General features: G+C 67.7%; 19 protein-coding genes and 2 tRNA genes. 11 read left to right on the top strand and 10 right to left on the bottom strand.

Translation table 11 applies throughout. The annotated features are described in order from the left end of the window. Window positions 1-95 precede the first annotated feature (95 nt). Window positions 96-1,778, top strand: coding sequence for a glycoside hydrolase family 13 protein (locus ACTQ49_RS02365; RefSeq protein ID WP_441826236.1), 1,683 nt, complete (start codon window positions 96-98; stop codon window positions 1,776-1,778). Here the strand turns inward: ACTQ49_RS02365 and ACTQ49_RS02360 are convergent. Continuing rightward, window positions 1,771-2,625 carry an acyl-CoA thioesterase gene (locus tag ACTQ49_RS02360; protein ID WP_441826235.1) on the bottom strand — a complete coding sequence of 285 codons (855 nt, stop codon included), beginning with the start codon at window positions 2,623-2,625 and terminating at the stop codon, window positions 1,771-1,773. The two genes, ACTQ49_RS02365 and ACTQ49_RS02360, sit on opposite strands and share 8 nt — an antisense overlap. A gap of 143 nt (window positions 2,626-2,768) precedes the next feature. Here ACTQ49_RS02360 and ACTQ49_RS02355 point away from each other — a divergent pair, with 143 nt between their 5' ends. Genes ACTQ49_RS02355 through ACTQ49_RS02345 form a run of 3 tightly spaced genes read left to right on the top strand, consistent with a single transcriptional unit; the run spans window position 2,769 to window position 6,882 of the window. After that, a complete protein-coding gene (locus ACTQ49_RS02355; protein WP_441826234.1) occupies window positions 2,769-3,227 on the top strand; it encodes a MarR family winged helix-turn-helix transcriptional regulator in 459 nt (152 codons plus the stop codon). Window positions 3,228-3,231: 4 nt separating this feature from the next. Continuing rightward, window positions 3,232-6,081 (top strand): FAD-binding and (Fe-S)-binding domain-containing protein, encoded by a 2,850-nt coding sequence (locus ACTQ49_RS02350; RefSeq protein WP_441826233.1) that lies wholly within the window; start codon window positions 3,232-3,234, stop codon window positions 6,079-6,081. 57 nt (window positions 6,082-6,138) lie between these two features. Then, window positions 6,139-6,882, top strand: a complete 744-nt coding sequence (locus tag ACTQ49_RS02345) for a DsbA family oxidoreductase (RefSeq protein WP_441826232.1) — start codon at window positions 6,139-6,141, stop codon at window positions 6,880-6,882. A gap of 103 nt (window positions 6,883-6,985) precedes the next feature. Here ACTQ49_RS02345 and ACTQ49_RS02340 read toward each other — a convergent pair whose 3' ends face one another. Further along, window positions 6,986-7,657 carry a DUF3800 domain-containing protein gene (locus ACTQ49_RS02340; protein ID WP_441826231.1) on the bottom strand — a complete coding sequence of 224 codons (672 nt, stop codon included), beginning with the start codon at window positions 7,655-7,657 and terminating at the stop codon, window positions 6,986-6,988. Window positions 7,658-7,740: 83 nt separating this feature from the next. Here ACTQ49_RS02340 and ACTQ49_RS02335 point away from each other — a divergent pair, with 83 nt between their 5' ends. Next, window positions 7,741-8,076 (top strand): putative quinol monooxygenase, encoded by a 336-nt coding sequence (locus ACTQ49_RS02335; RefSeq protein WP_441826230.1) that lies wholly within the window; start codon window positions 7,741-7,743, stop codon window positions 8,074-8,076. A gap of 146 nt (window positions 8,077-8,222) precedes the next feature. After that, window positions 8,223-8,591: a hypothetical protein gene (locus ACTQ49_RS02330; protein ID WP_441826229.1), complete on the top strand. Its 369-nt coding sequence runs from the start codon at window positions 8,223-8,225 to the stop codon at window positions 8,589-8,591. Between the two features lie 45 nt (window positions 8,592-8,636). Here the strand turns inward: ACTQ49_RS02330 and ACTQ49_RS02325 are convergent, their stop codons facing one another. Beyond that, window positions 8,637-9,944, bottom strand: coding sequence for an MFS transporter (locus ACTQ49_RS02325; RefSeq protein ID WP_441826228.1), 1,308 nt, complete (start codon window positions 9,942-9,944; stop codon window positions 8,637-8,639). A gap of 136 nt (window positions 9,945-10,080) precedes the next feature. Between ACTQ49_RS02325 and ACTQ49_RS02320 the strand changes: the two genes are divergently transcribed. Beyond that, window positions 10,081-10,476 (top strand): hypothetical protein, encoded by a 396-nt coding sequence (locus ACTQ49_RS02320; RefSeq protein WP_441826227.1) that lies wholly within the window; start codon window positions 10,081-10,083, stop codon window positions 10,474-10,476. A 47-nt stretch (window positions 10,477-10,523) separates the two neighbouring features. Then, a complete protein-coding gene (locus tag ACTQ49_RS02315; protein WP_441826226.1) occupies window positions 10,524-10,895 on the top strand; it encodes a thiol-disulfide oxidoreductase DCC family protein in 372 nt (123 codons plus the stop codon). A gap of 104 nt (window positions 10,896-10,999) precedes the next feature. Here ACTQ49_RS02315 and ettA read toward each other — a convergent pair whose 3' ends face one another. Then, a complete protein-coding gene (ettA, locus tag ACTQ49_RS02310) occupies window positions 11,000-12,682 on the bottom strand; it encodes an energy-dependent translational throttle protein EttA (RefSeq protein ID WP_441826225.1) in 1,683 nt (560 codons plus the stop codon). 109 nt (window positions 12,683-12,791) lie between these two features. Next, window positions 12,792-13,253, bottom strand: coding sequence for a single-stranded DNA-binding protein (locus tag ACTQ49_RS02305; RefSeq protein WP_441826224.1), 462 nt, complete (start codon window positions 13,251-13,253; stop codon window positions 12,792-12,794). Window positions 13,254-13,414: 161 nt separating this feature from the next. On the opposite strand from ACTQ49_RS02305, the gene ACTQ49_RS02300 reads away from it, so the two are divergent. Next, window positions 13,415-14,245: a putative RNA methyltransferase gene (locus ACTQ49_RS02300; protein WP_441826223.1), complete on the top strand. Its 831-nt coding sequence runs from the start codon at window positions 13,415-13,417 to the stop codon at window positions 14,243-14,245. A 22-nt stretch (window positions 14,246-14,267) separates the two neighbouring features. Here ACTQ49_RS02300 and ACTQ49_RS02295 read toward each other — a convergent pair whose 3' ends face one another. The 4 genes from ACTQ49_RS02295 to ACTQ49_RS02280 form a co-directional block, all read right to left on the bottom strand. Next, on the bottom strand, window positions 14,268-15,902 hold the full coding sequence (locus ACTQ49_RS02295) for a YfjP family GTPase (protein WP_441826222.1): 1,635 nt from the start codon (window positions 15,900-15,902) through the stop codon (window positions 14,268-14,270). Further along, on the bottom strand, window positions 15,902-17,833 hold the full coding sequence (locus tag ACTQ49_RS02290) for an ABC transporter (protein ID WP_441826221.1): 1,932 nt from the start codon (window positions 17,831-17,833) through the stop codon (window positions 15,902-15,904). The genes ACTQ49_RS02295 and ACTQ49_RS02290 overlap by 1 nt, the downstream gene beginning before the upstream one ends. A gap of 109 nt (window positions 17,834-17,942) precedes the next feature. Next, window positions 17,943-19,316: a PrsW family intramembrane metalloprotease gene (locus tag ACTQ49_RS02285; RefSeq protein WP_441826220.1), complete on the bottom strand. Its 1,374-nt coding sequence runs from the start codon at window positions 19,314-19,316 to the stop codon at window positions 17,943-17,945. Between the two features lie 33 nt (window positions 19,317-19,349). After that, a tRNA-Arg gene (locus ACTQ49_RS02280) sits at window positions 19,350-19,425 on the bottom strand. A 109-nt stretch (window positions 19,426-19,534) separates the two neighbouring features. Here ACTQ49_RS02280 and orn point away from each other — a divergent pair. Together orn and ACTQ49_RS02270 are read left to right on the top strand one after the other, a co-directional pair. Beyond that, window positions 19,535-20,143, top strand: a complete 609-nt coding sequence (gene orn, locus ACTQ49_RS02275; RefSeq protein WP_441826283.1) for an oligoribonuclease — start codon at window positions 19,535-19,537, stop codon at window positions 20,141-20,143. A 77-nt stretch (window positions 20,144-20,220) separates the two neighbouring features. Then, window positions 20,221-20,296: transfer RNA gene (locus ACTQ49_RS02270), tRNA-His, on the top strand. Between the two features lie 38 nt (window positions 20,297-20,334). Here the strand turns inward: ACTQ49_RS02270 and ACTQ49_RS02265 are convergent. Next, the gene (locus ACTQ49_RS02265) at window positions 20,335-20,424 is read right to left on the bottom strand and encodes a mycothiol transferase (RefSeq protein WP_441826219.1); all 90 of its coding nucleotides are present in this window, start codon (window positions 20,422-20,424) and stop codon (window positions 20,335-20,337) included. Window positions 20,425-20,430 lie beyond the last annotated feature (6 nt).

Below are 20,430 nucleotides of genomic sequence, written 5' to 3'. Positions count from 1 at the left end.
GCGCGCCGACGCAGAATCCTACGCCCGCGGAGGCTGCGGGCCGGCCACCAGGGTGCGCATGCCTCCCCTTTGTGCTGTTCGCCTAGGGTGGGCCTGTGATTCCTGACGACGCGAACTGGTGGCGCTCCGCCGTCACCTACCAGATCTATCCCCGCAGCTTCGCTGACGCGAACAATGACGGCACCGGAGACGTGCGAGGCATGGTGGACAAGCTCCCCCATCTCAAGGACCTCGGCGTCGACGCGGTCTGGGTCTCGCCCTGGTACCCGTCGCCGCTGTGGGACGGTGGCTACGACGTGGCCGACTACTGCGACATCCATCCGGACTTCGGCTCCCTGGCCGATGCGGACGAGTTCGTCGCCACGGCCCATGACCTTGGCCTGCGCGTGCTGATCGACCTGGTTCCCAATCACTGCTCGATCGATCACCCGCTCTTCCAGAAGGCGCTGGCCGCAGAACCGGGTTCCCCGGAGCGAGACCTGTTCATCTTCCGCGACGGCACTGGCCCCGACGGCAATGAACCCCCCTCCAACTGGGGCGCGCTGTTCGGTGGCTCCATGTGGGAGCGCACCACCAATGCCGACGGCACCCCGGGACAGTTCTACCTGCACATGTTCGCTCCGGAACAGCCGGACTGGAACTGGGAGCACGAGGCCGTGCGGGCCGAGTTCGACCGGGTGCTGCGCTTCTGGTTCGACCGCGGCGTCGACGGCTTCCGGGTTGACGTGGCCGACAGCCTGTTCAAGGACACCAGCTGGCCCGACGTTCCCCACGACCCCAAGACCGGTTTCGGCACCACCGCCAAGCCCGTCGGGGCCCCCATGTGGGACCGTCCGGAACTGGCCGAGATCCAGCGCCGCTGGCGCGCGATTGCCGACTCCTATGCGGGCACGGAACTGGGAGCCCGAATCTTCGTCTCCGAGGCCTACCTGCCGCTGGACCGCCTGGTGGAGTACGTGCGTCCGGATCGCTTGAACACCACCTTCTGCTTCGACTTCCTGGAGTCCGAGTGGAGCGCCGAGAGCCTGCGCACCACGATCGACTCCGGCATCGAGGGACACGCGGCCGTGGGCGCCCCCACCATCTGGGTGCTGGAGAACCACGACGTGATGCGCGTCGTCAGTCGGTACGGAAAGCCCAAGTCGGGGCGACACTTCTCGTCGACCCCGCACGAGGAGGACCCGCACTGGCAGGACGCCTTCACCGGCCAGGAGACCGACGTGCAGCTGGGTCGTCGTCGGGCCCGCGCTGCTGCCGCGCTGATGCTGGCCCTGCCGGGTGGCGCCTACATCTACCAGGGTCAGGAGTTGGGTCTGGACGAGGTGGAGGACCTTCCGGAAGAGGCCCTGCAGGATCCGACGTGGGTTCGCTCGAACCACACGGTGCGTGGCCGCGACGGCTGCCGCGTGCCGCTGCCCTGGAAGGGTGACGCACAGCCCTTCGGTTTCGGCGAGGATGCTCGCCCGTGGCTCCCCCAGCCCGAGCACTGGGCAGCCTGGACGGTGGACAAGCAGGAGGTGGATCTCACCTCGTCGCTGAACCTCTTCCGCACCCTGCTGCGGCTGCGGCGCGAGCTGGACGACTTGGGCGACGGGACGCTGGTGTGGGAGGACTCCCCCGCCCAAGTGCTCAGCTTCACCCGCGGGAACGGCCTGCGCTGCGTCGTGAACTTCGGCGACGAGCCGGTGGAACTGGAGGGCGATCTGCTGGTGGCCACGGGCGACCTTGCCGACGGAAGGCTGCCTGGCGACACGGCCGCCTGGCTGCGACTCAGCTGATGAGCAGGCCCGTCAGCGCCTCGCGGGTGCTGGCGGGCAGTTCCTTCTTCTTGCCGTCGCGATCCGTACAGACCTGCACCGTGCGGGCGCGGGCGAGGACTTCACCGCCGGCAAGCGGGTCGACGATCTCGGCGGCCAGCGTGTACGAGGTCGTCCCCACACGGGCCACGGCGGTGTGCACCGCGTAGGGCTCCGGGCGGTGACTGATCTGCCCGACGTAGTCCACGTCCTGGCGGGCCACCACCCATCGGGTCTGGCCCCCGTCGCGGGCCATGGAGCTGTCGGCGGCCGTCGTGGCCGCGATCCGGGCCACCTGCAGGTAGTCGAAGTGCCGCACATTGTTGACGTGCCCGTAGCGGTCCACGTCGCCCCAGCGCACGGTGAAGGGATGCACGTGTCCACGTCCCTGCAGAGCAGGCACCGCGAGCTCCCGCTGCTCGGGCGCCGGGCCCGCCACCTGCACGAACCAGTCCCGTTCGGCGGCGGTGAGCCGTCGTGGACGGTTGGCCTCGAAGTCGAAGGGGCACAGGGTCGAGCTGGCCCGGGCACACAGCTGGCCTTCCTGGAAGAGCTCGTACTGCACGTGGAAGCGCGCAGCCCCGACGTCGTACACGCCAACCTCTGCCCTGAGTGGCGTCTCGCTGAACAGGATGGGACGCACGTACTCCACCACGTGACCGACGACCACGACGCCACTGCTGACCAGGTGCCGGTTGGGGCCGGCGGACATCAGTCCGCTGCGGGCCTCCTGCAGGTACTCCACCACCAGACTGTTGTTGACGTGTCCCTGGAGATCCAGGTCCGTCCAGCGAATCGGGACGTCGAGCGTGGTGACGGGATGCTGCACGAGCTCATGCCTCCTGGGTGAATGGCGTCGACGATTGCGAGCGCTCCGCAAGCCTAGCTGCCGGGCGGCGCCCCATCGCAGCGCAGTCCCACGCCTTGGGGGCAGGGTATCGGCCCCCATCCGGCGGTCGGTATTGTGACCCCATGGCCGACCCCGACGACTCCCTCTGGTTGAACGACGAGCAGCAGCGGATCTGGCGCAAGTGGCTGCTGGCCACTGCCAGGGTGGACTACTACCTTGACCAGGACCTGCGGCGTCATGGACTCGACCTTGCCGAGTACGAGATCCTGGTGGTGCTCTCCGAGAGCGAGAACCGCCGGTGCCGCATGAGCGAGCTGGCAGAACTGGTCCACCAGTCCCGCTCCCGCCTCACCCACGCCGTCTCCCGCATGGAGAAGTCCGGCTGGGTTGAGCGCTGCGCCGCGCCCGACGATCGTCGGGGTGTGATGGCCATCCTCACCGATCGCGGTTACAAGCTGCTGGAAGAGGCAGCCCCCAACCACGTCGCCGCGGTGCGCCGCATCCTCGTCGACGCCGCTGACCCCGAGGACTTCAAGGCCATGGGACGAGTCATGGAAGCCATCCTGTCAGTGGAAGACTGAGCACGTGACCAGCCTGCTCGACGAATTCCTCGCCCAGCCCGGCGCCGCCGCGTGCACCGACACCAGCACCCTGACGCGGGCCATCTACTCCAGTGACGGCTCGATCTACCGAGTGGTCCCGCAGGCCGTCGCCCGGCCGCGGACCGTTGACGAGCTGACCACCGTCGTCCGGGCGGCACTGACCGTTGGCCTGCCGATCGTCCCCCGTGGTGCGGGTACCTCCTGCGCGGGCAATGCGATCGGCGAAGGTCTGGTGATCGACGTCGCCCGGCACCTGAATGCCATTGGCGGCATCGACCCTGAGACGCGCACCGCCGTCGTGCAACCCGGAGTGGTGCAGCAGAACCTGCAGGTCGCCGCCCGCCCGCACGCGCTGCGCTTCGGGCCGGACCCGTCCACGGCCACCCGCTGCACCATCGGCGGCATGATCGGCAACAATGCGTGCGGCCCGCGCGCGCTGGGCTATGGCCGCAGCGCCGACAATGTGGTGGCGCTCGACGTCATCACCGGAACCGGCGAGCTGGTGCGTCTGGGCGAGGGTGGCAGCGATGCCACTCCCCTTCCGGCCCTGCGCGACCTGGTGGCGACGAACCTGGGCACGATCCGCACCGAGTTCGGGCACTTCAGCCGTCAGGTCTCGGGGTATTCGCTGGAGCACCTGCTGCCGGAGAAGGGCTTCGACGTCGCGAAGTTCTTCAGCGGCACGGAGGGCACGCTCGGCATCATCACCGGCGCCACGGTGCGCCTGGTGGCCGATGCCCCCGTCTCCATGATGGTGGCGCTGGGTTACGCGTCGATGCCCGAGGCGGCCGATGACATGCCCACCATCCTGGAGTTCGCACCGGTTGCCTGCGAAGGCATGGATCGTCGCATCTACGACGTGGTGGAGCGCCAGCACGGGGCCGCGGCCCTGCCCGCACTGCCCCGCGGCGACGGCTGGGTCTTCGTCGAACTCGTGGGCGAGGACGAGACCGAGGTCCGGGAACGCTGCCAGGCCCTGGCCGACGCCGCCCATGCCCTGGAGGCATGGGTGGTTGACGACCGGGCGTTGGCAGCCCAGCTGTGGAAGATTCGGGCCGATGGCGCCGGCCTGGCCGGCGTCAGCCTGGCCAACCCGGCCTATGCCGGCTGGGAGGACGCTGCCGTCCCGCCCGCACGCCTGGGTGCCTATCTGCGCGAGTTCGACGCGCTGTTGACCGAGCACGGTCTGCAGGGCCTACCCTATGGCCACTTCGGCGACGGCTGTGTGCACTGCCGCATCGACTTCCCGCTGGACAAGCCCAACGGTCCGGCCGCCTACCGCGAGTTCGTGGAGCAGGCCGCGGCGCTGGCCGCCCGGCATGGCGGTTCGATGAGTGGCGAGCACGGCGATGGACGGGCCCGGTCTGCCCTGCTGCCGGCCATGTACTCGCCGGAGGCGCTCTCCCTGTTCGGGCAGGTGAAGCAGCTCTTCGACCCCAAGAACCTGCTCAATCCCGGCGTCCTGGTGGACCCGGTTCCGGTCGAGGCCGACATCCGCGTGGCTGCGACGGTCAATTCCCCGCTGCGGCTGGAGGATCCCGAGTTCGTCAAGGCCGTGCACCAGTGCACCGGCGTGGGCAAGTGTCTGGCCGATTCCACGGCCGGTGGCGGCGTGATGTGCCCGTCCTTCCAGGCAACCCGCGACGAGAAGGACTCCACGCGCGGCCGGGCCCGAGTGCTGCAGGAAATGGTGAACGGTTCGCTGGTTGCCCAGGGGTGGCGCTCCCCCGAGGTGCACGAGGCCCTGGACCTGTGCCTGAGCTGCAAGGGCTGCTCGCACGACTGCCCCACCGGCATCGACATGCCCAGCTACAAGTCTCGGGTGCTCCACGAGAGCTACAAGGGACGGTTGCGGCCGATGAGCCATTATGCGATGGGCTGGCTGCCCCGCTGGGGTCGGCTGGTGACCAAGGTGCCCGGGGTTGGCGCGATCGCCAATCTGGGCACCCAGCTGCCGGGCCTCAAGCACGCGGTCCGGTGGGCGGCCGGCGTCGACCAGCGCCGTCCGATGCCCGAATTCCGGGTGGCCGGAAGCGCACGCAAGTCGCTCGACGGCACGCCCCCTCGAAAGGATCGAGGAATGGTGGCGGCGACCCGCCCAACGGGGGCCGAGCCTGGGGGTGTCCTGCCTCGCCGGGAGTGCGTCATCTGGGTGGACTCGTTCACCGACTCCTTCGTGGGCAACCAGTTGGCGGGTCTGGTGCAGACGCTGGTGGCGGCCGGTTTCGAGCCTCGTGTGCTGCAGGAGAATGCCTGCTGCGGTCTCACCTGGATCACCACTGGCCAGCTCGACGGGGCGCGCAAGCAGCTCCGCGCGGCAGTGGAAGTGCTGTACCCCATCGTCGAGGCGGGCATCCCGATTGTCGGCATGGAACCCAGCTGTCTGGCGGTGTGGCGTTCGGATGCCAAGGAGTTGCTGCACGACGAGCCCCGGGTGGAGGCCATCGCGCAGGGCATGCACACCCTGGCGGAACTGCTGCTGACCGTGGATGATCTGGCGCTGCCCAACCTGTCGGGCCACACCATCGTCGCGCAGCCGCACTGCCACCATGCATCGGTGCTGGGCTGGAAGGCCGACGCGGAGATCCTGGCCCGCACGGGTGCCGAGGTTGTCACCCTGGGCGGCTGCTGCGGCCTGGCCGGCAACTTCGGCGTCGAGAAGGGCCACTACGAGGTGAGCGTGAAGGTGGCCGAGCACGACCTGCTGCCGGCCCTGCGCACCCATCCCGACGCGATCGTGCTGGCCGACGGCTTCAGCTGCCGCAAGCAGGCCAAGGATCTGGAGGATCGCGACGCGATGACCCTGGGTGAGCTCCTGGCCGCCCACCGCTGAAGCCCGGGAACACCTGAGGCCCGGGAACAAATGGACCGCGGTCCGGGTTGTCCCGGTATGGAGATCGACATCTGGTCCGACATTGCCTGCCCGTGGTGCTACATCGGCCTGACCCGCTTCGAGCGCGTGCTGGACGACTTCCCGCACAAGGACCAGGTTGAGGTGCGCCTGCACAGCTACCAGCTGGACCCCACCCTGCCCGAGGCCTACGACGGCACCGAGGTGGACTACCTCTCTGCCACCAAGGGCATGCCCCGGGACCAGGTGGAGCAGATGTTCGGCCAGGTGCGCGCGGCTGGCGCATCCGAGGGTCTGGTGCTGGACTTCGATTCCGTCCAGGTGGCCAACAGCCGCCGTGCGCATCGCCTCCTGCACGCGGCCCGGGTCGAGGATCCCTCTGGCGCTGTCGCACGCACGCTGAAGATCGCCCTGCTGAAGGCGCACTTCACCGACGGTGAGTCCATCTCCGATCCCGAGGTGTTGGTGCGGATCGCGGGTCAGGCGGGCATGGACGCCGACAAGGCCGCCATCGCCGTGGGCGACAGTCCCGAGGCGCACCGACTGGACCAGGCCGTGGCCAATGACATCCAGCTGGCCGGCCAGCTGGGAATCCAGGGCGTTCCCTTCTTCGTCCTGGAGAACAAGTACGGCATCTCGGGGGCCCAGCCCGCAGAGGTCTTCGAGCAGGCCCTGAGGCAGGTCTGGGACGAGTCACATCCGAGGATCCAGCCGTTGGCCGTCCCCGGCATCGACGGGATGGACACCACTGGCCCCTCCTGTGGCCCCGAGGGCTGCAACTGACACTGGCCCTTGCATGTACCGGCCGGGCGAATGACCTATCCTTGAGTTGCGGACCCGTCCTGTGCATGCAGGGAGACGGGTCCAGCTTCTTTTTCCGGCCGGCTCACACCTGGCACGGTCCACCCAGAACGTCCTGCTCACGAAATCGCGGATACCACGCGTGGCTGAAGGCCTTGGCCGGATGGGCGAGTACTTCCTGGTAGGCGGAGTAGGCCACCATGTCCGCCATCTGCAGCCAGTGACTGCGGTCCGAGTGCTGGAAGATCGGATCCTCCACCACGTGACGGGTACTACGACGTAGCGCCCGATGGGCCGTCGCGTAGCCGGTGTCCGTGCCGTCGCCGTCCATCACCACGAGCGCGCGTTCGCCTCGTTGCCGCATCCGATCGTCGAGCAGGAGGACCATCTCCTGGTAGACGCGCATCCGCTCGTCTCGGTATTCGCCGCGACGGCCTCGGGTGCGGCCGAAGACACTGCCCACCTGCACCATGGACTGGGTGGCCAGGACGTCGAGTCCCCGTTCGAAGACCTCCCGTCGGGCCAGCTTGGACGCGTTGAGCTGGTCATTGCACGACGGCCGACCACGGCCATTGGTGAAGCTGGTGGAGTGGATCTCGACGGTCTTGCCCACGCCATGATGACGCCACAGCTCATCGCGGTAGTCCAGCCAGGCACCGAGTACCGGCGCCCACGCCTCCTCCGGCACCTCGACCCAGCTGAAGCAGGCGATCCCGGAGATCTCTGCGCCCGAGTCGTCCACATAGACCAGCCTCACGGCTCCTCCCTCTGCATGATCCAAGTCCACCACTCGGCACTGACATTTTCCGCGGCCCCGTAGGATCCGGGCAGAATGGCTGCATGATCACCATCACCGTGAAGTGGGACGTCAAGCCCGAGTACGCCGACGACTTCATGTCGCTGACACAGGAGTTCACCGACGCCTGCCGCGCCGAGCCCGGTTGCCTGTGGTTCGACTGGTCGCGCAGTGTCGAGAACCCCAACGAGTACATCCTGATCGAGGCCTACAAGGACGGCGAGGCCGGCTCGGCGCACGTGAACAGCGAGCACTTCAAGAAGGCCATGAAGGAACAGGGCCAGTACGCCGCCAACCGGCCGAAGGTCATCAGCTACGAGATCCCCCAGGACGGCTGGAGCGATCTGGGCGAGATCGAGATGCCCGAGGACCGGAGCTGAGTTAACCGAACTGAATGCAATTTATGACGCTTGAGCGAAGTCACAACACATTGGGAAGCTGATGGCGCCACGCGCGGCAATCCTTTCCCTACAGAGACTCTCTCACCAGAGATCCTCCTGCACCCCCGAGAATCAAGGAGAACGTCATGAAGGCATTCGGCAAGCTCGCCGCCACCACCGTCGCCCTGGGCTTCCTGGCCGCCCCCCTGGCCGCCGGCAACGCCCAGGCCGCTCTGGATCCCGACGGCACGCAGCGTCAGGGCATGTGCTACACCAAGGTCCAGTTCGAGACCGACGGGTACACCAGCACCCAGCTGCGCTACAACATGGCCCGCGTGGCCAACAAGGCCTACAACGCCGGCCTGAGCGTCACCGAGGTCGACCCCACCACCGGCACCATGAAGGCCATGCACACCTACGACCAGACCTGGGTCGCCACTGGCGTCTTCTCTGACTACCGCGTCGAGGAGATCCTGGAGCAGGACTGCTTCGCCGTGATCCAGACTCGCCCCTGATCCGATCTCTGGTGGGCCCGTCCCGGGGTGGGGGCGGGCCCACCGTCATGTCCGGGCTGCGCTGGCATGCGCGTCGTAGCGGTGGAATCCTGGCACGGCCCGCGCCAGCACGGCCACGAGCCCGATGATGGCCAGACCGCCCACCAGCGGCGGGGCCCACACGGCGCCGATGGCCAACAGGCCGACGAAGAGGTCACCCAGGCGCGGTCCGCCAGTGACCACCATGATGTAGATCCCCTGCATCCGGCCGCGGATCCGGTCGGGCACCGCCTGCTGCAGGATCGTGTTGCGGAAGATGGCCGAGACATTGTCCGTTGCGCCCATCCCCAGCAGCATCACCATCGCAGCCCACATGGCGGAGGAATTCATCCGGTCCGGCGTTCCCACCCCGCCCGGCCACAGGCCAGTGCGAACCAGAAGCACCACCACTCCCAGCCCGACGGTGAAGATCCCGTAGGCGATCACCGACAGGTTCACAGCACGCCCGTGCCTGCTCCAGCCGACGATTCGCCCGCTGAGCAGGCTGCACAGCACGGCACCCACCGCGGAGGCTGCGGCCAGGATTCCCGCCGTCACCGGGCCACCACCGATGGCGATGGCACCGAGCGCCGGGAACAGGGAGCGGGGGTTGCCGAAGGTCATGGCGATGATGTCGACGACGAAGCTCATCGCCACCACGGGCGTCTGGCGGATGTAGGCGAAGGATTCCCGGATTGCCGCCCAGGCCTTGGTCTGCCCCCCGGCCTCGGGTGGCATGGCGGGCAGGGCTGCGAGCCCCAGGAAGGCTCCGCAGAAGAGCACCAGGTCCAGTGTGTAGGTCCAGGCGAACCCGAACCGTGCCACGAGCAGTCCGGCCAGACTGGGGCCAAGCGTGATCTGCAGCCCCATGCTCATGCCGTTCAGCGCACCCGCCGCCGGCAGCAGTTCGGCCTCCAGCAGGTTCGGGATGATCGCCTGGCGGGAGGCGCTGACCAGCGTCGCGCCGATCGTGCTGAGGGCAGAGAACAGATACAGCGTCCAGATGGTCTCCATGTCCAGCCATGCAAGGGCGGCGATCACCGCGGTGGAGCTCCATGCCAGCAGGGCGGCCAGGAGTGCCACGACGCGCCGGTCATACCGGTCGACGATGGTGCCGCCGTACAGGCCGGCGAACAGGGTGGGCAGCAGCGCGATCACCCCCACCATGGAGACCGCGAAGGTTGAATGGGTGAGTTCGTAGACGTGCAAGCCCACTGCCACGGCGGTGAGCGAGTTCCCGACGCCGGCCACGAGGGCACCGAGCCACATCCAGGTGAAATGGCGGGATGCCTTGAAGGGGCGGGTGTCGAGCAGGATGCTGGGCCGTCGGGTCACCTGGCTGATGCTGCCACATGGCGGGACTTAACTGAACGCAAATTCTGGTGGTCGACCTGTTGGCACTACCATCGAACAATGGAGGCGAATCCTTGACCTTCAGGGATCGCCTGTCATCACAGAGATGGAGAGAGAAATGCGTCGTCGCGCCCTCTTGGCTGCCGGTGCGGCCACCCTTGGCTTGCTGGCCGTTCCCCTGACCACCAGCACGGCACGTGCTGACTACGTCGGCATCCCGTATGCCCGGCACTGCTTTGCCACCGTCAGCATCGATCCGACGGTGCGCACCGCCACCCAGACCGCCGTGGTGATGGATTCCTTGATGTGGAAGGCCCAGTCGCTGGCCGCCGCGGTGGAGGCCAACCACGACCCGGACTCCCCCACCCAGTACGTGCGGGTGACCGACGTGGATCTGGCCGCGGGCAGCTTCGTGGTGCACAGCCTGAACATCGACGAGCGTCGAGTCAGCAATCTGTACCGCTACGACTACCGTGTGACCAGCTTCGAGCAGCGCTGCAGCGTCGCCGTCTGACGCGGCCTACCGCGACTGTCAGGATCCGCGTGGGTGAGAATGGCCATATGCGAGGCACTCTCTTCTACGACCCGGACTGCGGATTCTGCACACGTGCTGCATCGGTGGTGGCGGGCTGGGGGCTACCGATCCACGTGCGGCCGATGTCACCGGCGTCGCTGACGCAGGCCGGTGTGGACCTGGATCGTGCCTGGCAGGAGATTCCGTTCGTTGCCGCCGACGCAACGGTGACCCACGGTGCCCGAGCCTTCGGAGAGGCGCTCTCGACAGGCAGCGGCACTCTGGGACTGGTGGGCCGCGCACTGTGCCATCCGCTCGTGCTGGTGGTGGCGGAGCCGGTCTACCGGTGGGTGGCCCGCCACCGTCACCAGTTGCCGGGCGGCACCGGAACATGCCGTCTGGACACGACCAGGAACTGACCCGCGTCGCCATGACGGCTGGGCCACAAGGACGCTGGGCCACAACAACGAAGGAGCCGCACCCCTCAGGGGTGCGGCTCCTTCCATCTTCTGGCCTGTTGCGATCAGTCGCGGGTGAGGCGACGGTGCTTGGAGGCGTGCGGACGAGCCGCGTCGGCGCCCAGACGCTCGATCTTGTTGGCCTCGTAGTCGGCGAAGTTGCCCTCGAACCAGAACCACTTGCTCTCGTCCTCGTCGTCGCCCTCCCAGGCGAGGATGTGGGTCGCGATGCGGTCCAGGAACCAGCGGTCGTGGGAGATCACGACGGCACAGCCGGGGAACTCGAGGAGGGCATCCTCGAGGCTCGACAGGGTCTCGACGTCGAGGTCATTGGTGGGCTCATCGAGCAGGAGGACATTTCCGCCCTGCTTCAGGGTCAGCGCCAGGTTCAGGCGGTTCCGCTCACCGCCGGAGAGCACACCGGCCAGCTTCTGCTGGTCCGGGCCCTTGAACCCGAAGCTCGCCACGTAGGCGCGCGAGTTCATCTCGAAGTTGCCCACCTTCAGGAAGTCCAGTCCGTCGGAGACGACCTCCCAGACATTCTTGTTCGGGTCGATGCCGGCGCGGTTCTGGTCGACGTAGCTGAACTTGACCGTCTCGCCCACCTTGACGGTGCCGGAATCGGGCTGTTCGAAGCCAACGATCGTCTTGAACATCGTGGTCTTGCCGACACCGTTCGGTCCGATGATGCCGACGATGCCATTGCGGGGCAGGCTGAAGGACAGGTTGTTGATCAGGACGCGATCGCCGAAGCCCTTCTTGAGGTTCTCCACCTCGATGACCGTGTTGCCCAGACGCGGGCCCGCCGGGATGTTGATCTCCGAGGTGTCAATCTTGCGGTTGCGCTCGGCCTCGGCTGCCATCTCCTCATAGCGGGCCAGGCGGGCCTTGTTCTTGGCCTGACGGGCCTTGGGGCTGGAACGGACCCACTCCAGCTCCTTCTCCAGGATCTTGGCGCGCTTGGCGTCCTTCTGACCCTCGATCTGCAGACGCTGGCGCTTGGTTTCCAGGTAGGTGGAGTAGTTGCCCTCGTAGGGGTGCAGGCGGCCACGGTCCACCTCGCAGATCCACTCGGCCACGTTGTCCAGGAAGTAGCGGTCGTGGGTGACGGCCAGGACGGCGCCCGGGTAGGTCTTGAGGTGGCCCTCAAGCCAGTTCACGCTCTCGGCGTCGAGGTGGTTGGTGGGCTCGTCGAGCAGGAGCAGATCGGGTGCCTCGAGCAGCAGCTTGCACAGGGCGACGCGACGACGCTCACCACCGGAGAGCACGTTCACGGGGGTGTCGCCGGGCGGGCACTGCAGGGCCTCCATGGCCTGGGCCAGCTGGGCGTCGATGTCCCAGGCATTGGCATTGTCCAGCTCGGTCTGCAGCTCGCCCATCTCTGCCATCAGGGCGTCGAAGTCGGCGTCGGGCTCTGCCATCTCCATGCCGATGGCGTTGAAGCGATCGAGCTTGCCCTTGATCTCGCCGACGGCCTCCTCGACATTCTCCAGGACGGTCTTGTCCTCACTGAGCGGCGGCTCCTGGAGGAGGATTCCGACGGTGGCACCCTTCATGAGCATGGCATCGCCATTGTTGGGGGTGTCGAGGCCGGCCATCAGCTTGAGCATGGTGGACTTGCCGGCGCCGTTGGGGCCCACGACGCCGATCTTGGCGCCGGGGAAGAACGAGAGCGTGACGTTGTCGAGGATCAGCTTGTCGCCGATCTTCTTGCGAACGTTGTGCATGGTGTAGATGAACTCGGCCATGGCAGGCAGGATGTCCTTCGATCGAGGGCGTGGGTGACTGCCCCGAGCGGGGCAGCAAACGTCACCCAGTATGCCAGTTGCGCCCCGCTCCCCCATCAAGCGTCGTCGCTCACGCGTCGGCCATCACCACCTCACCGGTCTCGACGTCCACGCTCTCTGCGTCCACATCGTCGATCGGCTCCTCCTCGAAGCTGCGCTCTGGTTCCGCCACGACGCGTCGCTCATTGCGGGTGAAGTCGGTCCGCCCACGCGCCAGGTCGTGGCCCAGCCCGGTGGCCTCGACCACCAGCCGCTCGCGCCGCACCCCTTCGGCGTCCACCCACGCCGAGGTGCGCAGGCGTCCGACCACCAGCACCGGGTCTCCCTTGGCCAACGAGGTCTTGGCATTCTCGGCCATCCGTCCCCACACGGAAACCCCGATCCACGTCGTCTCCAGGTCCACCCACGTCCCCTCACGATTGCGACGGGGCGTGCAGGCCAGGCGGAAGCGCGCCAGCTGCCAGCCCTCCCCCTGACTGAATTCGACGTCGGTGCCCACATTGCCGCTCAGGCTGATCAGTGCGTCCTGCATTCTTCCTCCTGTGACTGGGGGCGCACCCTCGTGCTGCCCACTCACCAACAACCTGTCCATCCCGCGCCGCCAGGATTCAGGCGGGACTCGGCTGTGGACAGATCCTCGGGTGCGCTGTTCCTGTGGACAGCGGGCACCACACGGCTCGATAGGCTCGCGGCGTGTCAACACTCCATGCCCTCGCCGCCTGCCCCGTCTGTCACGAGGGGCTGCAGGTGGAGGACCGCACGCTGCATTGCCCCAATCGCCACAGCTTCGACCGGGCGCGCGAAGGTTTCGTGAACCTGCTGCGGCCGGGCAAGTCGCGCAAGGCCGTGATCGGGGATGACGCGGAGATGGTCGCCAGCCGGCGGCGATTCCTGGAGCGTGGCCACTACGACGCCCTCACCCGGGGCGTCGGGCAACTCGTCGCAGACCTGGACGGCTCCGAACCCGTCGCCGGGTTGCTCGACGTGGGGTGCGGTGAGGGAACCTTCACGGCCTCGATGGTCGCCGCCCTGCCCACCGGCTGCCCCACGATGGCCTTCGACATCTCTCGCCCAGCGGTGAAGGCCACCGCCCGGCGGGTTCCCGACACCCTGACGGCCGTCGCATCGGTGATCGACATGCCCGTGCGCGACCACGGCGTCGGCCTGCTGACCAGCATCATGGCGCCGCTCCACGAGGCGGAATTCGCACGCGTCGCCCAGCCCGGAGGGAGGATCCTGGTGGTCTCGCCCGGCGACAGTCACCTGGCCGAACTCCGCCAGGTGTTGTACCCCCACTACCTCCCGCACGACGAGCAGGTGGCGCTCGCCGATTCGCTGCCAGTGCTGGAACAGCGCCGGTTCACCGACACCGTCCACCTGGCCAGCGCCGATGAGCTCCATGAGGTCTGGGGCATGACCCCCTACCGGTGGAACACGCCGCGCGACGGCCAGGAACGCCTCGCCGCGCTCACCGAGCTGACGGTGAGCGTCCACTTCGTCGCGACGGTCTTCCGGGTCCCCTGATCCGTCCCGGGGCGGCAGCGCGTCAGCGTGCGCGCGCCACGGCCTGCTGGGCCTGCTCGTAACGACGCAGCTCGGCATTGATCGGATCGATGATCCGCTGACGCGAGACCTCCCCGATGGACTTCTCCAGCACGTGGGTGGCGCGAGCAGCCTTCCGCTTGGCAGCGAGCTCGACGAGGAATCGGCTGACCGCCGCGAGCAGGATGCCCGCCCCCACACCGCCCATCACCATCAGGGTGGGCAGCGCGAAGCCCCGGTAGGTCGGCCCCAGGTCAAGCGGCGGGAAACCGAAGTAGATCAGGGCCATTCGCAGTGCCAGCCAGCCGGCTCCCACCACCACCGCGCTGATCAGGATCCACTGCAGCACCTGGAAGATCTTCCACCAGCCCTGGCCACGGTCCATCGCCAGGTCCGTGGTGGCCACGGCCCGGTCCAGTTCGTCGGGCAGCAGCTGGTCATGCTGGCGGGAAGCCTTGCGCACAGCGTCCTGCCAGCCTCGCGGCAGGCCCTGCGAGGCCTCGTCAGCGACCGCGCGCACCGCGGAATCGACGCGTGCCTGCTGGACGCCGTTGAAACCGCTGCCCCGGTTCACGCCGGTGCGCTGCACCCGGGCGGGCTCCAACTCCTGCTTCTTGTTCACCTTGACGGCATCCAGGTGCAGCCGCTTCAGTGGGTCGGGCTTGAGGCCCTTGATCCAGCTGACGGCGGGCCAGCCGGTGGCCAGCGTGCCGCGGCGACGCATGGCCTTGAGCACTGCCTCGCTGACGACGCCCACCCCCGCGGCCTCACCGAGGGCCTTGTTGAGCTGGGCCTCGCGGGCCTTTCCGATCTCCTGCGGATCGGCGTGCCCGATGTCCTCCGAGAGCTCGCGGGCCACCTGGACGACGTCGGCCTCCAGACGCTTCGCGGCCATCTGCTTGTTCTGGATGGCGGTGGCCAGCTGCGAGCGCAGCTCGTCGATCCCGAAGCCGGTCAGCGCGCTGACGGCGCACAGTTGGGCCTTCTGCAGACCCTCGGAATCCAGCAGGGCACGCAGGTCTCGCATGGTGGGTTCCAGATGCCCCTCGGGCAGTCGGTCTGCCTGGTTGAGCACCACCATCATCACCTCGGCGTGCTGGGCCAGCGGCTTGAGGTAGCGGTCATGCAGCGCCGCGTCGGCGTACTTCTGCGGGTCCACCACCCAGATGAACATGTCGACGAGCTGCACCAGGCGGTCCACCTCGGCACGGTGTGCCAGTTCGGTGGAGTCATGGTCCGGCAGGTCCAGCAGGACCAGGCCCTTCAGTGCCGGGTCTCCCCCGGTCACGACGTGCCGGGTGGGCACCTCCAGCCAGTCCAACAGGTCATTGGGCACCTCGTCGCCCCAGAAGGCGGCCATCGCCTTGCTGGTGGTGGGCCGCGTGATGCCGGGCACGGCCAACTGGGTGCCGGACAGGGCGTTGAAGGTGGAGGACTTGCCCGAACCGGTCGCTCCAGCGAGCGCCACGACAGTGATGTCACCGCTGAAGGCGAGACGCTTGTCGGTGTGGCCGACGACGCGTCGGGCCCGGGAGATGAGTTCCTCGTCGGCGCGGCCCTCGGCCAGTTCGACGGTCTCGGCCAGGGCGCGGACCTTCTCCGGGACGCCCTGTCGGTCAGGATTGGTGCGGCGAGCCATCAGAGCCTTCCTCCTCGCTCGTTCTCGATCGTCTCGTGCTCGACGATCTCCGCCTCGACCACCTCGGCATCACCGTGGTCCGCCACCGTGTTCAGCTGGACGGTCTGGCGCTGGGGTTCAATCGAGACCTGGCCGCTGGATTCGATGGCCTCCGGCCGGGCTGATTCGATGGCCTCCGGCCGGGCAGATTCGATGGCCTCCGGCCGGGGCGCCGGGTTGAGCACATCGTCGTAGCCCTGGTGACGAGCAAAGTTGACCTCCTCGACGGCCAGACGCAGGCGCTCGGCCAGGTCCCGGTCGGAGGCCAGGCTGGCGAGGGCCTCGTCGTAGCGCTGCAGCTCCTTCGCCATGACGGCCTCGACGCGGGCATCCAGATCTTCCTTGGCCTGCTTGGCCAGGCGACGGACGGCGTCATCTCCGAAGACGGCCTCCAGCACCCGCTGGGCGAGCACGGCCGAACCGCCGGCGATGCCCACCTCGGCACCGGTGAGGCCGCCGGTGTAGGCGAAGACCACCATCATCAGCGCGGCGGAGACGCCATTGACGCCGAGCGCCAGGTAACGCGCCTGGGTGCGCTTGCCCATGCCCTCGCCCTGGACGATCTCCATCACGTCGCTCTGCCAGTCACGGATGGCGCGAGCCACTTCCTCATCGAAGCCGGACGAGGCGCGCGACAGGTCACCGCCGGCGTAGGTGCGCAGGACCTCGCGGCCGAAGGGAGTGGCGCGCCAGGCGGTGTCCACTCGCTCCGCAGTCGCCTCGCCCTGCTCGCGGATCAGGGCTTCCAGGCCGGACTCGACGGCCACCTTGACGCCCTCGGCCTCGGGTGGGGCGCCCTTGACCGTCGACCAGACGCGGTCACGCAGCCAGCCGATCTTGTTCTCCATCGTCTTCATGAACTCGCCGGTGCCGACGAATTCCTGCCAGCGGGCCATCACCTCGCCGCGCAGCAGCGTTCCGTCAGCCGACTGCACCGAGACCTGACGGGTGGCCTCGGCGTAGGCAGACTGGGCGTCGGCGCGCAGGCTGTCCAGTGCCTCGGCCTGCGCCTCGACGGCGTCGGCGACGGGCGGCGCCTTGGCAACCAGGGAGCCAATCGCACCATCCAGGGTCTGCATCACGACGCGCTGGCGGCTCGCGGCATCCGCGGCCAGCGTCGCCAGCCAGGTGCGGATGGGCGAGACGGCGGCATCCGGCAGCAGACCCTCCGTGTCGGTCTCGGTCTCGGGCACGGCGAAGAGCGGCGAATCGGCCAGGCCACGTTCGGTCATCAGACGGCCCAGGTGGGGCGGCACCTGGTTCATGGCGGCCGGCGGGACGCGGTCCAGGACCACGGCGACTGCAGCGGAGCGGTCGACGGCGGACTTCAGGAAGTCCCACGGCACCGCGTCGGCGTAGCGGGCGGCGGAGGTGACGAAGATCCACAAGTCGGCCGCCTGCAGCAGCTGGGCCGCCAGGAGTCGGTTCTGCTCGACGACGGAGTCAACGTCGGGGGCATCCAGCAACGCCAGACCGCGCGGAAGGGTCGGCTCCTCCACCAGCTGCAGGGTGTTGGAGTCCACCGAGCTGGAACGGGAGCGCACCAGTCCGGGCAGGATCCGGTCATCGTTGAACCACTTGACGTCATCGGGATGGCAGATCAGCACCGGCGACTTGGTGGTGGGGCGGATGACTCCGGGCGTGGTCACGACGCGTCCCACGACGGAGTTCACGAGGGTGGACTTGCCGGCACCCGTGGAGCCGCCGACGACGGCCAGCAGCGGCGCCTCGATGGTGGCCAGTCGGGGCAGGATGTAGTCGTCGAGCTGGCGCTGCATCTCGCGTGCGGAGCGGGTCTGCTCCATCGCCTGGGGCAGGGGCAGCGGGAGCCGAACGGGAGCCAACGACTCGCGCAGTTCGACCAGTGCCTGGGTCAGCCGTGTGCTGCTCACACCATTCCTTTCGACGGCGCGGACACCCCCGGCATCCGCGAACTTCCGCACAACTGTGACATGAAGTGACCCCGTTGTGCGCGCTGGGTTGAGACTTTCGCTGCCCGCGTCACGCCCGTCGACGGCGCCAGAAGGCCAGTCGCCTCCACGGGATGTCCAGCCGCAGGCCAGTCGCCTCCGTCAGGGCGGTGCCGCGCAGCACGGCCAGCTGCCCGAGCAGTTCCTTCTCGCGTTCGTGCCCGGCCTCGTCGACGATGCCGCGCACCATCGCGTCGCGCAGATAGGCCAGTTCGGTCACTGCGCGAATCCGCTGCCGGGTGGCCTGGAAGGTGCGCCAGCCCCGTCGGGCCGCGACGATGAGGATCCAGGCGCGGCGCCACAGCACCGAGTGGTTGACCACGTCGCGGGAATCCAGCCGGCCCATCCGCACGTAGTCGCCCAGCCGGGTGGCGATCCGCTTGCGCTCCTTGAAGATCTGGCGGAAGAGGAAGAAGGCGATGATGGCGATGACGATCACGAACTGGATGACCAGCCGCGTCATCGACATCTGGCTGATGGAGCTCATGCCGTTGAAGGCCATGTGACCGAAGGCCGAAAGACAGAAGCCCGTCAACGGGGCGAGGATGCGCACCAGCTTGCTGCGGGCGCGCAGGCCGATGACCAGACCGACGCCCGTCAGCATCGTGAACAGCGGGTGGCCGAAGCTGGTGATGACCCCGCGCAGGAAGACCAACTGCTGCACGGCCTCCTCGACGTCGCCGGTGCCGATGGTCACAGAGCCGTAGACCATGGCACGTGCGTAGTAGACGATGTTCTCGGTGAAGGCGAAGCCGACCGCGGCCAGACCTGCGAGGCAGACGCTCTGCAGTGCAGAGACGATTCGGTAGCGCACCAGGACGGCCAGCAGGAAGAGGAAGGTGGTCTTGGCGGCCTCCTCGACGAAGGGTGCGACGAAGACCGCTGGTCTGGCCTGGGCCGCGGGATCGCCGGGACTGGCCGTGACATTGAGCAGGCTGGCGGCCCAGGAGTTGACGTTCAGGCTGATCCAGATGGACATGCACGCGCCCCAGCCGAAGGCCAGCAGCCAGAACAGGGGCCGCATGGGCCGGAAGCGGTCGAAGGCGATGAAGACCAGGGCCCACACGGCGGCCGTCGGGGCGGCATAGCCGGCGCACTGCTTCAGGGTGGCCCAGTCCAGCCCGGGGATGACGCCCTCAGGGAAGACCTGATCCGCGGAGAGTTGACGCCACACCAGGTAGAGGGTGACGGCGTACAGCTGGAAGAGCACGACGGAGATCCACGTCCAGGGATTGGTGAGCAGACGCATCCAGCGGTTCGTCTCGCCTGTGGGCCGTGGTGGCAGTCCGGACAGGGATCTGGCACGACGCTCGGGACGCACGTCGGCGCCCGGTTCCAGCTGTCCGTTCAGCGTCCACCCGCTGTTGGTGGACTGCCATGCGGGGCTGGTCTGCGTCGTGCTCACTCGTCACCAAGCTTTCCGTGGCCAGATGGTCAATGGCGCCCCAGGCAGGAATCGAACCTGCGACCGACAGATTAGAAGGCTGCTGCTCTATCCGCTGAGCTACTGAGGCTGGTCGCCGTCCATCGTAGCGGTGCCGGGGCGGGACGCCGGGAACGCGCAGCACGGGGTCGAAATGGCTCCTCCTGCTGCGCGCGGCGTAAGGTGGACGGGTGAATGACATGCTGGTGTGGATCGATTGTGAGATGACCGGGCTCGACCTGGCCAATGACGCGCTGGTCGAGGTGGCGGCCTTGGTGACCGACTCCGACCTGAACGTACAGGGCGAGGGCATCGACGTCCTCATCAAGCCGTCGGACGAGGCACTGGCCCAGATGGGTGACTTCGTCCGCGAGATGCACACCAAGTCGGGACTGCTCGACGAACTCGCCAGTGGCACCACCATGGAAGACGCGCAGGCCCAGGTGCTGGACTACGTCCGCACCTTCGTCCCGACGGCCCGCAAGGCCCCGCTGGCCGGCAACAGCATCGGCACCGACCGTGCCTTCCTCGCCCGTGACATGCCCGAGCTCGAGGGCTGGGTGCACTACCGAAATGTGGATGTCAGCAGCATCAAGGAGCTGAGCCGACGCTGGTTCCCGAGGGCCTACTACCAGTCACCAGCCAAGAACGGGAACCACCGCGCCCTGGCCGACATCCAGGAGTCCATCGAGGAGCTGCGCTACTACCGCGAGGCCGTCTTCGTCCCGTCGCCCGGCCCGTCGACGAGCGAGGCCAAGCACATTGCCATGAAGCACCAGGGGTCCATCACCGGCATCCGTCCACGCTGAATCTTCACCTCGATTTCACACGAACAGGAAAGCACGCTAAGCTGATCCAGCGCTCAGGGCAGTAGCCCCGAGACATGGTGGGTATAGCTCAGTTGGTAGAGCACCTGGTTGTGGTCCAGGTGGTCGCGGGTTCAAGTCCCGTTACTCACCCCAGACAGAAGGCCCCGGTCATTTCGACCGGGGCCTTCTGCTCACTCCCCGACGGACCCATCCACGGCCTCACGCAACCGATCCGCATGGCCGCAGTGCCGGCCGTACTCCTCGATCACGAGGTCTGCCATGCGCAC

Origin of the sequence: Luteococcus sp. Sow4_B9, from assembly GCF_052116585.1 — a bacterium.
GTDB lineage: Bacteria > Actinomycetota > Actinomycetes > Propionibacteriales > Propionibacteriaceae > Luteococcus.
This window is presented reverse-complemented; position numbering and strand designations above follow the sequence as displayed.

What these genes read in the sequence shown, in the direction of transcription:
- ACTQ49_RS02295 (WP_441826222.1), bottom strand. Translation starts at nt 15,902, where the DNA reads ATGGCTCGCCGCACCAATCCTGACCGACAGGGCGTCCCGGAGAAGGTC.
- ACTQ49_RS02330 (WP_441826229.1), top strand. Translation starts at nt 8,223, where the DNA reads ATGAAGGCATTCGGCAAGCTCGCCGCCACCACCGTCGCCCTGGGCTTC.
- orn (WP_441826283.1), top strand. Translation starts at nt 19,535, where the DNA reads ATGCTGGTGTGGATCGATTGTGAGATGACCGGGCTCGACCTGGCCAAT.
- ettA (WP_441826225.1), bottom strand. Translation starts at nt 12,682, where the DNA reads ATGGCCGAGTTCATCTACACCATGCACAACGTTCGCAAGAAGATCGGC.
- ACTQ49_RS02345 (WP_441826232.1), top strand. Translation starts at nt 6,139, where the DNA reads ATGGAGATCGACATCTGGTCCGACATTGCCTGCCCGTGGTGCTACATC.
- ACTQ49_RS02305 (WP_441826224.1), bottom strand. Translation starts at nt 13,253, where the DNA reads ATGCAGGACGCACTGATCAGCCTGAGCGGCAATGTGGGCACCGACGTC.
- ACTQ49_RS02320 (WP_441826227.1), top strand. Translation starts at nt 10,081, where the DNA reads ATGCGTCGTCGCGCCCTCTTGGCTGCCGGTGCGGCCACCCTTGGCTTG.
- ACTQ49_RS02355 (WP_441826234.1), top strand. Translation starts at nt 2,769, where the DNA reads ATGGCCGACCCCGACGACTCCCTCTGGTTGAACGACGAGCAGCAGCGG.
- ACTQ49_RS02265 (WP_441826219.1), bottom strand. Translation starts at nt 20,424, where the DNA reads ATGGCAGACCTCGTGATCGAGGAGTACGGCCGGCACTGCGGCCATGCG.
- ACTQ49_RS02335 (WP_441826230.1), top strand. Translation starts at nt 7,741, where the DNA reads ATGATCACCATCACCGTGAAGTGGGACGTCAAGCCCGAGTACGCCGAC.
- ACTQ49_RS02315 (WP_441826226.1), top strand. Translation starts at nt 10,524, where the DNA reads ATGCGAGGCACTCTCTTCTACGACCCGGACTGCGGATTCTGCACACGT.